Origin of the sequence: Spirosoma endbachense, assembly GCF_010233585.1 — a bacterium.
In the GTDB taxonomy this organism is placed as follows: Bacteria; Bacteroidota; Bacteroidia; order Cytophagales; family Spirosomataceae; genus Spirosoma; species Spirosoma endbachense.
In genome coordinates this window covers 2,676,451-2,691,933 of the sequence record NZ_CP045997.1, presented here as the reverse complement: position 1 = coordinate 2,691,933, position 15,483 = coordinate 2,676,451, and the positions used below count along the sequence as shown (strand labels likewise).

The 15,483-nt window shown below is 49.3% G+C and carries 18 protein-coding genes and 1 tRNA gene; all 19 read right to left on the bottom strand.

The window, feature by feature from the left end:
- Positions 1–18: 18 nt before the first annotated feature.
- Positions 19–393, bottom strand: coding sequence for a RidA family protein (locus GJR95_RS10645; protein ID WP_162385847.1), 375 nt, complete (start codon positions 391–393; stop codon positions 19–21).
- A 199-nt stretch (positions 394–592) separates the two neighbouring features.
- Positions 593–928, bottom strand: a complete 336-nt coding sequence (locus tag GJR95_RS10640; RefSeq protein WP_162385846.1) for a phage holin family protein — start codon at positions 926–928, stop codon at positions 593–595.
- 87 nt (positions 929–1,015) lie between these two features.
- Complete coding sequence (gene hisIE / locus GJR95_RS10635) at positions 1,016–1,624, bottom strand: bifunctional phosphoribosyl-AMP cyclohydrolase/phosphoribosyl-ATP diphosphatase HisIE (RefSeq protein ID WP_162385845.1); 609 nt, start codon at positions 1,622–1,624, stop codon at positions 1,016–1,018.
- A 17-nt stretch (positions 1,625–1,641) separates the two neighbouring features.
- Positions 1,642–2,433 (bottom strand): tryptophan synthase subunit alpha, encoded by a 792-nt coding sequence (trpA, locus tag GJR95_RS10630; protein ID WP_162385844.1) that lies wholly within the window; start codon positions 2,431–2,433, stop codon positions 1,642–1,644.
- 72 nt (positions 2,434–2,505) lie between these two features.
- Positions 2,506–3,705 (bottom strand): tryptophan synthase subunit beta, encoded by a 1,200-nt coding sequence (gene trpB, locus GJR95_RS10625; protein WP_162385843.1) that lies wholly within the window; start codon positions 3,703–3,705, stop codon positions 2,506–2,508.
- 16 nt (positions 3,706–3,721) lie between these two features.
- Positions 3,722–4,102: a PIN domain-containing protein gene (locus tag GJR95_RS10620; protein ID WP_162385842.1), complete on the bottom strand. Its 381-nt coding sequence runs from the start codon at positions 4,100–4,102 to the stop codon at positions 3,722–3,724.
- Positions 4,099–4,317 (bottom strand): hypothetical protein, encoded by a 219-nt coding sequence (locus GJR95_RS10615; protein WP_162385841.1) that lies wholly within the window; start codon positions 4,315–4,317, stop codon positions 4,099–4,101. The genes GJR95_RS10620 and GJR95_RS10615 overlap by 4 nt, the downstream gene beginning before the upstream one ends.
- A 57-nt stretch (positions 4,318–4,374) precedes the next feature.
- Entirely contained in the window at positions 4,375–5,019 is a 645-nt protein-coding gene (locus GJR95_RS10610; protein WP_162385840.1) for a phosphoribosylanthranilate isomerase, read from the bottom strand.
- Positions 5,016–5,840, bottom strand: coding sequence for an indole-3-glycerol phosphate synthase TrpC (gene trpC, locus GJR95_RS10605; protein ID WP_162385839.1), 825 nt, complete (start codon positions 5,838–5,840; stop codon positions 5,016–5,018). The genes GJR95_RS10610 and trpC overlap by 4 nt, the downstream gene beginning before the upstream one ends.
- An 80-nt stretch (positions 5,841–5,920) precedes the next feature.
- Complete coding sequence (trpD, locus tag GJR95_RS10600; RefSeq protein WP_162385838.1) at positions 5,921–6,907, bottom strand: anthranilate phosphoribosyltransferase; 987 nt, start codon at positions 6,905–6,907, stop codon at positions 5,921–5,923.
- Between the two features lie 26 nt (positions 6,908–6,933).
- On the bottom strand, positions 6,934–7,617 hold the full coding sequence (locus tag GJR95_RS10595) for a class I SAM-dependent methyltransferase (RefSeq protein ID WP_162385837.1): 684 nt from the start codon (positions 7,615–7,617) through the stop codon (positions 6,934–6,936).
- Positions 7,614–8,180, bottom strand: a complete 567-nt coding sequence (locus tag GJR95_RS10590; RefSeq protein ID WP_162385836.1) for an anthranilate synthase component II — start codon at positions 8,178–8,180, stop codon at positions 7,614–7,616. Before GJR95_RS10590 ends, GJR95_RS10595 begins: the two co-directional genes overlap by 4 nt.
- 58 nt (positions 8,181–8,238) lie before the next feature.
- Positions 8,239–9,675: an anthranilate synthase component I family protein gene (locus GJR95_RS10585; protein WP_162385835.1), complete on the bottom strand. Its 1,437-nt coding sequence runs from the start codon at positions 9,673–9,675 to the stop codon at positions 8,239–8,241.
- A gap of 219 nt (positions 9,676–9,894) precedes the next feature.
- Positions 9,895–9,968: transfer RNA gene (locus GJR95_RS10580), tRNA-Pro, on the bottom strand.
- A gap of 33 nt (positions 9,969–10,001) precedes the next feature.
- A complete protein-coding gene (locus GJR95_RS10575; protein ID WP_162385834.1) occupies positions 10,002–10,781 on the bottom strand; it encodes an alpha/beta fold hydrolase in 780 nt (259 codons plus the stop codon).
- 22 nt (positions 10,782–10,803) lie between these two features.
- Complete coding sequence (locus GJR95_RS10570; RefSeq protein ID WP_162385833.1) at positions 10,804–12,144, bottom strand: family 1 glycosylhydrolase; 1,341 nt, start codon at positions 12,142–12,144, stop codon at positions 10,804–10,806.
- Positions 12,145–12,206: 62 nt separating this feature from the next.
- The gene (locus tag GJR95_RS10565; RefSeq protein ID WP_162385832.1) at positions 12,207–13,748 is read right to left on the bottom strand and encodes a GMC family oxidoreductase; all 1,542 of its coding nucleotides are present in this window, start codon (positions 13,746–13,748) and stop codon (positions 12,207–12,209) included.
- A gap of 72 nt (positions 13,749–13,820) precedes the next feature.
- A complete protein-coding gene (locus tag GJR95_RS10560; protein ID WP_232541149.1) occupies positions 13,821–14,435 on the bottom strand; it encodes a gluconate 2-dehydrogenase subunit 3 family protein in 615 nt (204 codons plus the stop codon).
- 89 nt (positions 14,436–14,524) lie between these two features.
- On the bottom strand, positions 14,525–15,391 hold the full coding sequence (locus GJR95_RS10555) for an SDR family oxidoreductase (protein ID WP_162391659.1): 867 nt from the start codon (positions 15,389–15,391) through the stop codon (positions 14,525–14,527).
- Positions 15,392–15,483 lie beyond the last annotated feature (92 nt).

The following is a 15,483-nucleotide window of genomic DNA, read 5'->3' as shown; positions in this document are numbered from 1 at the left end:
CGTGGAAGCCATTGCTCTCTATAGGGTGGCAATGGCTTCTAGTTCAATACCAAATCCATAATGGAGGGGTAGGACAGGTACAACCGATCGAGCCGGGCGATGGTCGCCAAAAAATTGGGTATACACTTGATTGACGGTTCCCCAGGCACTGATATCGGCAATAAATACGGTAACTTTTATCACCTTCTCCCGGGTGCTGCCAGCAGCTTGCAGAATTGCGTCCAGATTTTTCAGGATCTGCTCCGTTTGTTCCGAAAAAGTGGCGTCAGTAAGTTTTTCGCCGGAGGGCGTAATTGGTAAAATGCCGGATAAATACACTAAATCACCGTGCACAACAGCCTGTGAATAGTGACCGCCTGGTTTAGGCGCATTGGGTGTTTCAATGAAGGTCATGGTGAGCAGACTACGTTGTAAAAAGAGTTCGAATGTAAAAAAGCAATCCGGGCAAATTGGTTCGTTTGATACCTGTTTGCCCGGATTGCTTTTTACTGATAGTTATGCCTTTGGCTTCAAGCCGTGCCACGGTTACTACTGATACGCAAACAAACCGTGGTACGGCTTGAAGCCAAAGGCATAACTGTATATTTCTTGCTCAAATAATAGCATCAAGTAAGGCTGTTACCAGCGAAACAACAATACTGAACAGTAAAGCGGCAATGAAGCCGCTCACGTGAAATCCACTAACGAGCGAGTCAGTTAGATACACCATTAGCACATTGATAACGATCAAAAATAAACCGAGCGTTATAATCGTAATGGGAATGGTCAAAACGGTTAAAATCGGCTTGACAAAGGCATTCAATAAGCCGAGAACGATCGCTACGACTAAATACGTGCTGGCTCCGCCCGTTACCGAGATACCTGGAATGAATAAACTGGCGACATAAACGGCCACCGCGCTGATGAGAATACGAATAATCAGTCCCATGAAAAGAAGCTTGTGTTTGGTGAGCAACGTTGCTCAATCACCGCTCTGGTGCGTGACAACGTCGAACAACAAACCGTAAACCCGAATCTATTGTTTTTGATGGCGTGACTGTAATACGGCTACAATGTCGTCCAGATGCATATTTTTCTGTTCCAGAAGAACCAGAAAATGAAATAGCAAGTCGGCAGCTTCGCCTTTAAACAAATCGTCGTTGTCGTCTTTCGCTTCAATGACCAGCTCAACGGCTTCTTCTCCTACTTTCTGCGCAATCTTATTTACCCCCCGATTAAATAGTGTTGTTGTATACGATTTATCGGACGGATTAACCTTGCGGTCATGAATGATGTTTTGTAAGTAGTTCAGAAACTGACCTTTGCCTTGATTCACTTCGTCAAAACACGTATCGGCACCCGTATGACAAACGGGTCCGGCCGGGTTAGCTTTGATTAATAACGTATCGCCATCGCAGTCTACCAGAATTTCGCGAACGTGTAGAAAATTGTTCGATGTTTCGCCTTTCGTCCAGAGCCGCTGTTTGCTTCGACTAAAGAATGTTACAATCTTATCGGTAACGGTTTTATCGTATGCTTCACGATTCATGTAGCCCAGCATCAGCACTTTGCCGGTTTCGGCATCCTGAATTACAGCGGGAAGGAGACCGTCGGACGATTTATCAAAATTTATATCAGCATTCATGCTACAAAGGTAAGGTGCTAGGCGCGAATCGTCTGCACAAAGGCCCGAATGCTCTCAGCCGAAGTACCTTTTTCTTCCAGATGCCGGATAAAAGCACTACCAACAATGGCACCATTGGCATATTGGCTGGCCGTATCAAAGGTTTCGTGGTTATTGATGCCAAAACCGATCAGGCGTGGATTCCGAAGATTCATGGCCTGAATTCGTTCGAAATACGCCTTCATAGGGCCAGTAACACCTTTTACAGAGCCGGTAATGCTGGCCGATGAAACCATATAAATAAACCCGTCCGACTCTGCGTCGATGTGCCGGATGCGGCTTTCGGAGGTTTGGGGTGTAATCAGGTTCACATTCAGAATCCCATATTCGCGGAAGGTCGGTGCATATTCCGTGAGGAAGAGATCAAGCGGAAGATCAGGCAGAATGACGCCATCTACGCCAACTTCCTGGCATTTTTGGCAGAAGTTTTCCACGCCGAATTGGAGAACAGGATTGATGTATCCCATTAGCAGAATCGGTACGGTTATTTCGCTTCTACAACCGGCTAACTGAGCAAACAGCGTTTTTAGCGACATCCCGTTATGCAGTGCTTTTCCATTGCTTTGCTGAATGGTTTCGCCATCGGCAACGGGGTCGGAATAGGGCATTCCTATTTCAACAATATCCACCCCGGCTTCCTGTAAGCCGCGTAGAACAGTTATCGTATCAGCAAGTTCCGGGAATCCGGCTGTGAAATATACATTCAACAACCGTTCGCTTTTCTGCGTAAACAGTTCGATGATGCGGTTTTGAGTCAATTCTTGTGTCATTGTAACGCGGGTGAAAACCCGTTGTTATAGGCAATTACTAACCATTGCAGATTTTCGCCCGCCCGTCAATGGCTATAAATACTTTGAATACGTACTTAAATCTTTATCACCCCGGCCCGACAGGCAAACAACCACGACATCTGTCTGTTTTAGTCCCATTTTAGACAGGGCCGCCAGCGCATGGGCTGATTCCAGTGCGGGAATAATCCCCTCGAGCTTACTCAGTTCAAACCCAGCCTGTAGGGCTTCGTCGTCCGTGATCGCGTAAAAATCACCCCGGCCAGAATCAAACAGATGAGCATGAAGAGGGCCAATTCCGGGATAATCCAATCCGGCCGAAATGGAATAGGGTTCAATCACCTGACCATCTTCGGTTTGCATCAATATTGTGCGACTTCCGTGCAATACCCCCGGTTTGCCGAGAGCTGTCGTTGCGGCCGAATGCCCCGATGTAACACCCTGCCCTGCCGCTTCTGCTGCAACCAGGCGCACCGACGGTTCATTCAGATAGTGGAAAAATGCACCGGCAGCATTACTGCCTCCACCAACGCAGGCGACGACATAATCTGGATTTTCGCTACCCGTCTTGACAAGCAGTTGTTTCTTGATTTCCTGTGATATCACCGACTGGAATCGCGCGACCATGTCAGGATAAGGGTGCGGACCAACAACCGAGCCAATGATGTAATGCGTATCGACCGGGTTGTTGATCCAGTGACGCATGGCTTCGTTGGTCGCATCTTTCAAGGTCTGGCTACCCGATGTGGCTGGTATGACGGTAGCGCCTAGCATCCGCATCCGGTCAACATTGGGCTTCTGCCGTTCCATATCAATGCTGCCCATGTAAACAATGCATTCCAGACCCATCAGGGCACAGACGGTGGCCGTAGCGACACCATGTTGCCCGGCGCCCGTTTCGGCCACGATTCGTTTCTTACCGAGCCGTTGTGCCACCAGCATCTGGCCGATCGTATTATTGACTTTATGCGCTCCCGTATGGCACAAATCCTCCCGCTTGAGGTAAATCGTTGCGCCAATTTTCTCGGAAAGCCGCTTGGCCAGAAACAGAGGGGTTGGCCGGCCGACATAATCTTCCAGCAATTGCCAGAACTCAGCCTGAAATGCAGGATCTGCTATAATCTGAAGGTAATTCTGCCGTAGTTCTTCGACATTTGGGTAGAGCATTTCAGGAATAAATGCTCCGCCGAAGTGGCCGTAAAAGCCTTTCTCGGTAACCTCAAAAGAGGTTGTTGGTTCAAGAGTGGTTTGCATGATAATCAATGCTTTACTAAACGCAATCCCAGAGCTGGGAGGTGATTGAAGTCATTATCGGTTGTGTGTAGTTCCAAATCCAGATAGAGCGCGGTAGCAGCAATCCAGATATCGTTTTTGCCCATGTTGCGGGCGGAAGATTTGAGTGGAGTGTCTGTAGCTTTCCCTGGCTAAAAGCATCTATCTGGGCATAGACAGGAATAATATCCAGTTCTATATCTGAAATCGGATAGCGGTCAATCATATACCGCATAAAATCTATTTTCTGAGCGCCCCAATCTGCTTTTAATGAAAAAGCCTCTAACTCACCGATAACCACAATAGGAATTATGGTTTGTATGGGAGGTAAATTCCTTGTTCGGATATGATTGATCAGAAGATTTGTATCATAAATCATACAGTCCCTCTGTCACTAACCGCGAGCAACTCATCCATACGCCTATTTTCGTCTTCAGTGAATTCCGGGAACTCTAGCAAAAAAGGTTCTCGTATAGCTGTTTCTTCAAAAAATCGTTCGGCACCCCAGCGTTTTATATCACTGGGCTTATAGATATTCAACTGCCCTTTTTTCATAGGCGGAATCGGATCTTCTATATGCTTCGTCGTTTTCATCAGCGTTGTTGTTTAGGCATTTAACACGAGAAACTAACTAACAGTTGCCCGTTCCGCTTAGACTGTTTCTTCTTCCTCGATTGGACGAAGGCGGGCGATGAGTTCTTTCACTTTAGCGACGTCTTTTATTCCTGGTGAGATTTCGACCTGGCTATTAACGTCTACACCGTAGAGCTTCAACCCTTTCAGAGCCGCCAACTGATCAAGGTTATCCAAACCAATGCCGCCACTGATGAAAAAGGGTTTTTCGTTATCGTAACGTTTCAGGATGCTCCAGTCGAACGTGACGCCGTTACCGCCCGGCTGATCTCCTTTGGCATCGAACAGAAAAAAGTCGCAGTGAGCTTTATAATTGTTCAGCATCGAAAAGTTGAACGACTCATCGACCCGAAACGCTTTAATGAGACTCAGCCCCCGATTCCGCAGGCTCCGGCAATATTCCGGATTTTCGTTGCCGTGGAGTTGAACGTACTGAAAATCGTACTTCTTAACGCTACGAAGAATATAATCGGGACTAGCGTTTACAAACACGCCCACTTTCCGAATCGATCGGGGTAAGGCTTTGACCACTTCTTCGTTTAGATCATCACCTACGAAGCGGGGCGACTGATCGTAGAAAATAAATCCGACAAAATCGGGGCCAAGGGCGGCAATCTCTTTCAGGTTCTCAGCGTCTCTCAGACCGCACACTTTTATTTTCATGACGTAAACGAGTTTGCAAAGGTGGGCATGCGTGAAGTAAAATCGGTTACTATCGATCGTAAAGCAGCGGCTGGGTCGGCGGTTTTCATAAATGCTTCGCCAATCAGAAACCCATCGAAACCTGCACGAAATAATGTATACATGGTTTCTGCGTCGTGCAGACCGCTTTCCGTTATCTTTCCAAACGTGTCAGGAATCCGCTCAACCAGTCGTAATGACGTATCGATGGACGTAGTGAACGTCTTGAGATTACGATTATTGACCCCAACCAAATCGACACTGACACACAGCGTCTGGTCGAGTTCGTCTTCATCGTGAACTTCGAGTAATACCTGTAACCCGAGATCCTGTGCCTGCTGGCTAAGCTCCAATACTTCGGCAGGTGTCAGACAGGCAGCAATCAACAGCACCAGATCGGCTCCCCAGGCTTTGGCTTCGAGAAGTTGATACGGGTCAATAACAAAGTCTTTCCGAAGAATCGGCGTCAATGGGTTGGCCAGTCGGGCGGCTTGCAGATCGGCAGGAGTGCCGCCAAAAAAGGGCTCGTCGGTCAACACCGACAACACGGCAGCACCAGCCTGTACGTAACCCTGAGTCGTGGTGGCTACGTCGGCCTGAGCGTTAATAATTCCTTTGGAAGGTGATTTACGCTTAAATTCGGCGATGATACCCGTTGAATGCAAACCCTGAATCGCTTCACGCGCCGATAGGGGCTGCCGTTTGAAGTCGGGCATCTGTTCCAGCACAGAGGCTGGAGTGGTAGCTTTGCGCTGCTCTACTTCGATTCGCTTTTGGGCAATTATTTCGTCAAGAATCGTCATATGGAGTAAGAGGGCGTAAGACGCTGGACGAAAGGCGAGCTCATCTGTCGGTTGTCTGTGTGCTTTTCTCTTGCGTCTAATTAGTTTATCAATTTCTTAAAACATGCCAACGCCCGTTTGCTTTCCAGCGATTCGCGAGCCATAGCTACAGCGTCTTCCCGCGTAGTAACCTGCTCAGCCGCCAGCAACGCCATCGCCGAATTGGCCAGAACAGCCTGTTTCTGAGCTATTGTCGCTTCATCGTTAAGCACATTCATGAATATCTGTGCCGACTCATCGAGTGTTTGCCCACCTGCCAGCAATTCAGGCGATAATGTGCTCATTCCCAAGTGCTCAGGCATAAGAACCTGCTCTGTCTGATTGCTGATGACCTTAAACGCACCCGTCAGCGAGATCTCATCGTAACCGTCGAGCGCATGGAGTATCATAAAGCGCTTATCGGTTTGCTGATAAAGGTACGCATATAATCGCGCCAATTCAAGGTTAAACACGCCAACGAGCTGTTTTTGAGGCCTTGCAGGATTAATCATTGGACCCAGCACATTGAAAAATGTCTTTACTCCCAGATCCCGTCGAATAGGAGCCACGTTTTTCATAGCCGGGTGAAACAGGGGCGCGTGGAGAAAACAAATACCGGCTGTTTCCATCTTGCGCTGCAACTCACCCACATCGTTGGTAAACTGGTAACCGAGCCGTTCCATAACGGTTGATGAGCCAACGAGCGATGACACGCCATGATTGCCATGCTTCGCCACACATTGACCTGCGCCCGCAACCACAAAAGATGATAAGGTCGATATGTTGAATGTGTCCTTGCCATCTCCTCCCGTACCGCAAAGATCCATGGGATCATAAGCCGCAAGATCGACCGGAAGGCATAGTTCAAGCATGGCGTCCCGAAAGCCTTCCAGTTCTTCCAGACGAAGGCTTCGCATCATATAAACAGTCAGAAACGACGCGATTTGCGCCGGATTATATTCACCCCGACCAATACCCAGCAGCACTTCGCGGGCCTGGTCTTTGGTAAGGAATTTGTACTCAAACAGGTGGTTTAGAATGGCTTTCATAGACCAGGGGTAAAAGAGAAAAACGATTAATCCGCTCGTTTGGTTAGGCGCATCATTTGGTACGCTCCTTTTTGAAAATGATAATCAACAGGTATAATATCGACCTGAATGCCGTTGGCCAGACAGGCGGCCGAAACTCGATCCAGGTAAGGCGATGGCTCTCCAGTTAGCGAAATCAGTGGAAAAATGCGGATTTCACTGGCGATTCGACTCAGTTCGGATATTGACTCCAGATGAAACGCTTCCGATAGCTGTTCTGAATACAGGAAAAGCAGATGCGAACACAACACCAAGTCAAACGACTGATCCGTAAAAGGCAGTTTAGGCAACTGATTCGACAGGTAGCGACCCTGTTGCTTTCCATGCTCGTAATCGCTCAGAAATAGATTCATTGCCTTCATTCGTTCACGACCCAGTTGATCGACATCTTGAAAAGCTGACCAGTTATAGTGATCCGCATTTTTATGCATTTGTTCAATTACTGTCCCGTACGTATCGCTAATCCGTTTTTCAAGCTCCTCTGCTGAAAAAGTGTAGATCGGGTCAATCGAAACCACCGAATGGCCAGCCGCTGCGCTTTCGGCATTGAAACTGGCCGGTCCATCACCAACTCCCAGTATGCGTTTTGTCAAATCGCTGGCAGTCAGGTTAAACATTCGCTGGTACTCATCCAGTGTTCGGCCCCAGGGAACGATTTCGTTCAGTTTCATGCAGTCAGCCAGTTCTCGATCATCTTCACCCCGTTCTCGGTCAGAACGGATTCTGGATGAAATTGAAGCCCTCTCACGTCGTGACGAATGTGTGTCAGGCCCATTACACGACCATACTCATCTAGGGCTGTGATCCGAAGATCGGCAGGCATTGAATCTGGAACAACGGTCCAGGAATGGTAACGACCTACGGTTAATACATCGGGAATGTCGGTAAAGAGACGCTCTGATGAATCGGTTACGGTAGCGCGGTGGGCGACGCCATGTAGTACATCGCCGAGGTTTTCGAGCCGGGCACCATAGGCCTCACCAATACCCTGATGGCCCAGGCATATGCCGAGAATGCTCTTGGTTGGCCCATATTCGGTTACAAGATCCTGCATAATGCCCGCTTCAGATGGAATGCCCGGCCCTGGTGAAAGCAGAATCTTGTCATACTGGCCGACTTCCTCAAGGGTGATCTTGTTGTTCCGAATCACATCCGGCTTTTCGCCTAATTCCCGCAGAATATACACGAGATTGTAGGTGAAGGAATCGTAATTATCTAAGACTAGAAGTTTCATGGGATTAAGCGTGAAGAGTAGATTTTATATAATGAACTTATTCTACATTCTTCATTGGTTAAAGTGTTTTTGCCTGTTCAATGGCCATCCGAAGCGCGGCCAGTTTATTATGTACCTCCTGTAGTTCACTTTCAACGACCGACTTGGCAACCACTCCGGCACCGGCCTGATAATAAAGCGTATTGTCTTTACTCATAAAGGTCCGGATCATGATACAGTGGTTGAATTCACCGTCGAAACCCATATAGCCAATACTTCCCGAATAAAAACTCCGGCTTAGGTTTTCGTAACGGTCAATCAGTTGCATCGCCATATGTTTGGGGGCTCCCGAAAGTGTTCCGGCCGGAAACGTTTCGGCCACGATTTGGAGCGGATCGGCGGTTTCGGTTAGGTTACCAACCACTTTCGAGACAAGGTGAATGACGTGCGAATAGTACTGAACCTCTTTAAACGTTTCAACTTTTACGACATCACAGTTGCGACTGAGATCATTGCGGGCAAGGTCAACCAGCATCACATGCTCAGCCGATTCTTTGGGATCGTCATAGAGTTTCTGAGCCAGTTCGGCGTCGTGAAGATCGTCGCCGGTGCGCCGGAAAGTACCGGCGATGGGGTAAATGGTCGCCTTACGGTCTTTGACGACGATTTGTGATTCGGGTGATGAGCCGAAGAGTTTGTAATTGCCGTAATCGAAATAAAAGAGGTAAGGGGAGGGGTTCAGTGATCGCAGGGCCCGGTAGACGTTGAACTCATCGCCCGCAAAGGGTGTCGAAAAACGGCGTGATAAAACGATCTGGAACACATCGCCCCGCTGGCAATGGTCTTTCCCTTTCTGAATAACCGACCGAAACTGATCGTCGGTAAAATTCGATTGTTCGGGGCCAGCCGGCGTAAAGGAATAGGTTGGGTAATTGCGTCCCGTGATCAAATCGCTGATGTAATCGAGCGTGCTCTCCGTTTGCGTATCACCGTTACTGAGATAGCTGTGCTCAAACAGATACAGCTCGTCTTTGAAGTGATTGATAGCCAGCACGTACCGGTAAACCATAAAAACCGCTGCCGGAATCTGGTTTTCTGTTGGAATGGGTGCATGAAGGCTAATGTCCTCAAAGCTTTGTACTGCTGGATAGCCAAAGTAGCCGAACAGCCCATTGGTAATGAACGAAAACGGAGCCTTCTCGTGCTGAAAACTATCCTTGAATTGCTGAAGCGCATCCAGCATGTCTTTATGTTCCGATAGTTCACGGGTCTGTTCGTCTTCACCCGGCATTTTGACGGTCAGCTTTCCGACGTCATAGGAAAATCGGGCAACCGGATCAAAGGCGATATAGGAAAAACTGTTGTCATTGCCGTGATAGTCGGAGCTTTCGAGCAGAATGCTATTCAGAAAGCGGTCGCGAATGCGTAGGTAAATGCTAACCGGCGTGATAATGTCGGCCAGCATCCGCTTGTGGCGGCTAATGACCCGGTAGGCGGTTGAGGTAATGGGCTCCATAATTAATCGGTTTGTCAAAAGCTGTTCAATTGGGTACAGTTAGGGCACAAAAAAAGCTCACCGGGATGACGGTGAGCCTTACTTATATTTGTTGATAAACAACAATAGCGGCAACCCTCATCCCCAGTGAGAAGAGTGCCACCACCAAATCATGTTGTTAATCGAGTTATTCATGGCTTGTCTTGAGTATGCTTTCGATACGTTACATTCTTGCTGCTGTCGGGGTGGCGGGATTCGAACCCACGACCTCTACGTCCCGAACGTAGCACGCTACCAGGCTGCGCTACACCCCGAAGGGAGGCCACAAAGATAAAGCGATTGTTTTATTATGGCCAAATCAAAGCGCATTTTTTCTGGATAAAATCCGCTAATGTGTCCGGAGTCTCCCAGGGAAGCAAGTGGCCAGCTCCTTCGATGGTATCTAACGTGGCATTTTTTAGAAAAGGTATTACTAATCTGGTCTGAACATCAGGCGGCAACGCGCGATCTTCAGTGCCGACAATTATAGCGACTGGAACATGAATCAAATTCATACGATCGGAAATGTCCTCCTTACTACCCGCCAGAAGCCAGGCGTTCCAGGCTGATTTTGATGTCCGCAGGTTGTCAGTAATAATCTGCTCCTGAACTGTCGTTGAGACTGATACCGCTATAATATTCTTAAGCGTCTGCTCTGCCGATGAACGCTTGCCGTATCCTTCCAGCAATTTTTGACGCTCGTCGTCAGGAATTGGCTCGGGTACGGGCGGAGACGGTGATAGGAGTATCAGCGACCTGAGACCAGAAGGCCGACGAGCAGCCAGTGCCAGCGCCACTTTGCCGCTCATGGAATGGCCGACCAGAACGAAATCCGTTATATGTAAAACCTCTAACAAATCGGCAATATCGTCGGCCATGTTGTCAACGGAGTAACCCGTATTCGGTGCATCAGAATCACCATGACCGCGCACATCGACCGCTACGCAGCGATAATGGACAGACAAGCTGTTTAGCACAGACTGCCATTCGAGGGCAGAGCCGCCGAAATAGTGCATGAACACAAGCGTTAGCGAACCGCTTCCCTGTTCCAGAACGTTGAGTTGGTTATCATTGACTGAAATACGCATTGTAACGGGCTGAATCTGACTATTAAACCTGTGTTTTGAGTCTGGCTGGCTGATCGGTTATTTCAAGCATTTCGCTGTATGGAACGATCGTAATCTGACCAAACTCTTTCAGCAGGCTTTTGTAAGCTTCGGCCACAGGTCGGGGCTTGCGGTTGAGGTCATATAGCCCGCAGGCGTTGACATTGTTGTTAACGACTGACAATTGCGAATCCCAGTCGATTTGATCGATCAGGCTATACCACGTAAACCCCAGTACCGGTACCCCGTCCCGACGCATTCGCAGCACGCTAACCCATTGTTTATACAGCCAGATTGGGGCCTGGTCGGCTTCAAACACATTCGTTTCCGTATGCATGACCGGCATCCGGTAGCGTTCGTAATAATCTTTGGTAATTTCGTACCATCCCAGCACATCCATCGACGTTTTAATGGAGCCATCAGGAAGTTTAATTCGCTCATTACGACCATAATAGTCATTGCCCATAATCTGGTAGCCAGGCGGTTTGCCTGCCATAAACCAGTTGTATTCTTCGCGGGTAAGACCGTTATCCATCATATACATCGCTACCGTAGCGGAGGGTGGATGGGCGTATAGAAGATCGAGCGACAGGAATCGAAGTTCGTTATCTAAATTGGTTTGAAAAGAAGGCGTTGCGCAGAGTTCATGCGTATATTCGGCACTTTCGCTCTGCACAATAACGCAATCATTTCGATGCTTGGCAATCTGTTGATTTGCCATTATACTGGCAGCTACGCAGTGTTTGAGCGCCGTGACAAAGCCTTTGTCGGTCTTAAGCTGCTCGTTCCAGACGCCATCTTTGCCACTGATTCGGGCCGTGACGTAAATCTCGTTGACAGGTGTGTAGTAACGAACCCACGGGTAGCGCTTAGCAACAGCTTCGGCATATTCAGCAAAATGAATGGGCAGTTCGGGATTCTGAAAATCACCAACCCAATCCGGTACGCCAAAGTGCATCAGATCAAGAATGGGGATGATACCGAGTCGTTTGATTTCGGCCATTGCCAGATCAGCAAAGGTCCAGTCGAATTTACCCGGACCCAGATGAATGCTGTAGTAGGGAAGGCCATAGCGCAATACGTTTAGACCCATCTCTTTTACGAGCCCCAAATCTTCCTGCCAACGATCATAATGACCACACTCGCGGAGTTGATCGCGCCGAACCGTACCATTCTGAATCGTTGGATACGAGCATTCGATGCCCGTTGCGAACATAAAATTACTCGGATTGGCGATTGGCAGGCCGCTTCCATCGTGACCTCCAGCTCCGCCGAATTGGTCGCCTTCGTAGCTGCCGTCACCAAACGTCTTTCTAATGTTTTCTAAAAACCCTTTTTGTTTCATAACGTTGATGTGCGGGAGGAAGCCCACAATTGGTCATACTCTGGTGCGGGCTTCCTCCCGCCTTATTTCCACTGCTCCAAAAAGCGATCTGCTGTTCGGAGGGCCAGCGCCATAATAGTTAGTGCTGGATTGACGCTGAGGGCGCTGGGAAATGTTGAATTATCGCTGATATATAAGTTCGGAATGTCGAACGATTGCCCATTGGCATTGACAACGGCCGTGCTGGCGTCATTGCCCATACGACAGGTGCCAATGACATGTGCATTTCGGGGAAAAGCCCAGATATTTCTGGCTCCGGCAGCCCCCCAGATAGCCCGCATGACCTTATTGGCATGGGCAGTCATGCGTTCTTCGCTTTCGCCGTTCGAAAAGTAAATACGAGGTTTGGGTAGTCCACGGATGTCTTTTTCGTCCGATAATTCCAGATAATTGTGGTCGTAGGGGAGGCAATCGCCCAGAATGTTGATGCCAGCTACGTGATTGTAAGCCAATGCTGCCCGTTTAAGATCCTGTCCCCACAGTCCCCTGCCCCGTGCCATTTGGCTTACGTACGTAACCGGCATGACACCGATGGACTGAAGCAAATAACCGCCAACAAAATCAGCGTCGGCTGGTCGGTGCATGTCTTCCGAAATCAGAGCTCCGGGAATACCCTTGTATGGTCGAATGTCTTCATCAAATTCGCCCCATATTTGCAGACCCGGATGGGCCATAACGTTTCGGCCAACCTGTCCGCTGCTGTTGGCAAGGTCATTCAGAAGCAGCAATCGCGCTGTTTCAATCGTTCCCGCGCAGAGAAATACAAACCGGCACCGTTGTCGCTCTTCCTGCCCGTTACGCATATAAACCACCTCGCTTAGAATACCAGCTGGACTTTTGACGAGTTGTGTCACGAAGCATTCCGGCCGAATTTCGGCCCCGTAATGAACCGCCAGGGGGATATATGTTACGTCCATGCTGGCTTTGGCCCCAATATTACACCCCGCCTGGCAGAAACCACGGTTGGCACAAGCCGGTCGGTGACCGACTCCCTCCTGATAATAACCTGCCGATAAAGCCGCATTGGCCGCCGGGGATGTCTTGATACCTACCTCCTTACAACCTCGCTCCATTAACTGGCCTGCGCCATTGACAGGCAGTGGGCCTAACGCATAAGCCTGTTTACGGGCAGGCCCCCAGGGGTAAGGTGATGGCCCCGAAACACCTAGAAACTGTTCGACTTCGTCGTAGTACGGTTCGAGCTGGTCAAAACTGAAAGGCCAGTCTTCGCCCACGCCAAACTCCGTTCGAATACGGAGGTCGTCGGGTTGGGCGCGGGGAGTGTAAGCGGTATAGTGAAGCGTAGAGCCACCGACGCCCGTTCCGGAATTGTTACTTCCGAATGGGATTGGATCATTTCCAGCACTTAGCCGCTCATCATTCCAGAAGAGTTTAGCCTGTGCCTTTTCATCGGTTGGGAAATCATGAGCCGGATTCCATTGTTTGCCCGCTTCAAGCGCCACAACTTTCAGACCTGCTTGGGCCAGACGTGCCAGCAAAGGGGCACCGCCCGCGCCAGTTCCGATCACAACGGCATCAACGATTTCAGAGGTTTTATAGGGCATTGTGTAATGAATAATGTAGAATTGATCGTGGGAGGAGTATAATTCGCCGAACTGGCGGGCGTTTATGAACAATTAGTCAGTAGCCATTCGTGGTTCGCGATCTTCCAGCTGGTTCAGGCCCAGGCGTTTCCAGCCGGGCGTGTCGGCCATACCAACATATCCGATTTCTTCCTGAGCTACTGGATGGCTGTAATAATTCTCGACGGCTTCGGCCAATAGTTCTTCAAAAAAACGATCCGCAGGCAGATTCTGCCAAACCTCGCCGGGGGCTTCCATCACCTGAACGGCTTTCAAAATCTGGTCCTGTTGATCGCCGGATAAATTGAGAAATGGCTGTTGGAATATAACCAAAGCGCTTTCGTTTATGCCCTTCAGCCCCAGTTTAAATGCATCGCCGTCGTTCGGCATGCTATCATACCGCCAGCCATTGGTTGTATTTTTTGACAAACGCTCGTCGATACCCTCGGCAACGGGAATACGCTTTTCCTGCTCATCCTGAGGAATAAGTCGGTTGCAGACAGCATCCAGCAATGCAAAGTCGTCCGCTGAAAAGAAGGTTGGCTCTCGAAGAGGTGCATTCAGCCGGTCAGTCAGGGCCTGTCGCGTGGCTTCGGTGACTAAGTCGGTCGTAAGTAGGGTACGGACGGTGCCTTCGGGATAATGAGGGAGCATGTGAGCGTTTGACATGTATGGTTCAGAGAGTCTGCAAATAGGGTGATCTTACTGACAAAAAGATTGATGGCCGTTTACTATAGACAGAATACGGTTAATTTTTTTTAGCCCAGTTTCCCCCCTGTTACCTCAACGATGCTACCGGTAATGAAACTCCCTTCGCTGGATGCCAGCAGCACGTAGGCGGGAGCCAGTTCTTCGGGTTGTCCGGGCCGGGCGAGGGCCACCTCATGTCCAAAGTTTTTAACTTCATCTTCGGGCATCGTTCCCGGAATGTTCGGTGTCCAGACGGGGCCCGGCGCGACGCAATTTACGCGGATGTTCCGTTTCCCCAACTGAATGGCCAGCGATTTGGTAAAGGCATGGATCGCTCCTTTCGATGCGGTGTAATCGATCAGGAGCGGATTGCCGACAATACCGACAATACTGCCTGTGTTGACGATGGCATCACCGTCGTGCAGATGGGGGAGAGCTGCCTTTACCATAAAAAAATAACCGAAGATGTTGGTTTCGAACGTTCGGCGAAACTGTTCTTCGCTTATGTCTTCAATGTTTTCCTGTGCCATCTGGTAGGCCGCGTTGTTGATCAGAATATTTAGTTTGCCATAATGATCGACAGTTTGCTGTACGGCGGCTTGACAGGCGGCTGCATTACGGACGTCGGCCTTGATGATCAGGCACGATCGGCCTTTGCGCTCAACGATTCGCTGTGTGTATTTGGCATCATCCGTGTTTTCGTTGTAAACAATGGCCACGTCAGCACCTTCCATGGCAAAGGCAATGGCAACCGCCCGGCCAATGCCCGAATCGGCTCCGGTAATCAGGGCGACTTTATCGGTGAGTTTGCCCGCCGGTTTATAGTTTGACAGATCGCTGTCGGGGGCTGGGTTCATATCGGACTGCCGGGCCGGGTAGGGGAGTTGCTGGCCGGGAATATCATCCGATGCGGGTCGGAATTCTGTTTGATTCATTGTGATGTTGAGTAGGTTAGCGGCAACGTAAGCTGCGTAATAGAGTAACCGGATGTTCCTGCGTTTTGTTGATGCCATAAAAAAGAGTCGCC

Coding starts and splice junctions, on each gene's coding strand:
- GJR95_RS10560 (WP_232541149.1), bottom strand. CDS start 14,435: ATGTCAAACGCTCACATGCTCCCTCATTATCCCGAAGGCACCGTCCGT.
- GJR95_RS10610 (WP_162385840.1), bottom strand. CDS start 5,019: ATGAAAATAAAAGTGTGCGGTCTGAGAGACGCTGAGAACCTGAAAGAG.
- GJR95_RS10585 (WP_162385835.1), bottom strand. CDS start 9,675: ATGGAGCCCATTACCTCAACCGCCTACCGGGTCATTAGCCGCCACAAG.
- trpC (WP_162385839.1), bottom strand. CDS start 5,840: ATGACGATTCTTGACGAAATAATTGCCCAAAAGCGAATCGAAGTAGAG.
- trpB (WP_162385843.1), bottom strand. CDS start 3,705: ATGCAAACCACTCTTGAACCAACAACCTCTTTTGAGGTTACCGAGAAA.
- GJR95_RS10615 (WP_162385841.1), bottom strand. CDS start 4,317: ATGAAAACGACGAAGCATATAGAAGATCCGATTCCGCCTATGAAAAAA.
- GJR95_RS10640 (WP_162385846.1), bottom strand. CDS start 928: ATGGGACTGATTATTCGTATTCTCATCAGCGCGGTGGCCGTTTATGTC.
- GJR95_RS10555 (WP_162391659.1), bottom strand. CDS start 15,391: ATGAATCAAACAGAATTCCGACCCGCATCGGATGATATTCCCGGCCAG.
- GJR95_RS10645 (WP_162385847.1), bottom strand. CDS start 393: ATGACCTTCATTGAAACACCCAATGCGCCTAAACCAGGCGGTCACTAT.
- GJR95_RS10570 (WP_162385833.1), bottom strand. CDS start 12,144: ATGAAACAAAAAGGGTTTTTAGAAAACATTAGAAAGACGTTTGGTGAC.
- trpA (WP_162385844.1), bottom strand. CDS start 2,433: ATGACACAAGAATTGACTCAAAACCGCATCATCGAACTGTTTACGCAG.
- GJR95_RS10595 (WP_162385837.1), bottom strand. CDS start 7,617: ATGAAACTGAACGAAATCGTTCCCTGGGGCCGAACACTGGATGAGTAC.
- GJR95_RS10620 (WP_162385842.1), bottom strand. CDS start 4,102: ATGATTTATGATACAAATCTTCTGATCAATCATATCCGAACAAGGAAT.
- hisIE (WP_162385845.1), bottom strand. CDS start 1,624: ATGAATGCTGATATAAATTTTGATAAATCGTCCGACGGTCTCCTTCCC.
- GJR95_RS10575 (WP_162385834.1), bottom strand. CDS start 10,781: ATGCGTATTTCAGTCAATGATAACCAACTCAACGTTCTGGAACAGGGA.
- trpD (WP_162385838.1), bottom strand. CDS start 6,907: ATGAAAGCCATTCTAAACCACCTGTTTGAGTACAAATTCCTTACCAAA.
- GJR95_RS10590 (WP_162385836.1), bottom strand. CDS start 8,180: ATGAAACTTCTAGTCTTAGATAATTACGATTCCTTCACCTACAATCTC.
- GJR95_RS10565 (WP_162385832.1), bottom strand. CDS start 13,748: ATGCCCTATAAAACCTCTGAAATCGTTGATGCCGTTGTGATCGGAACT.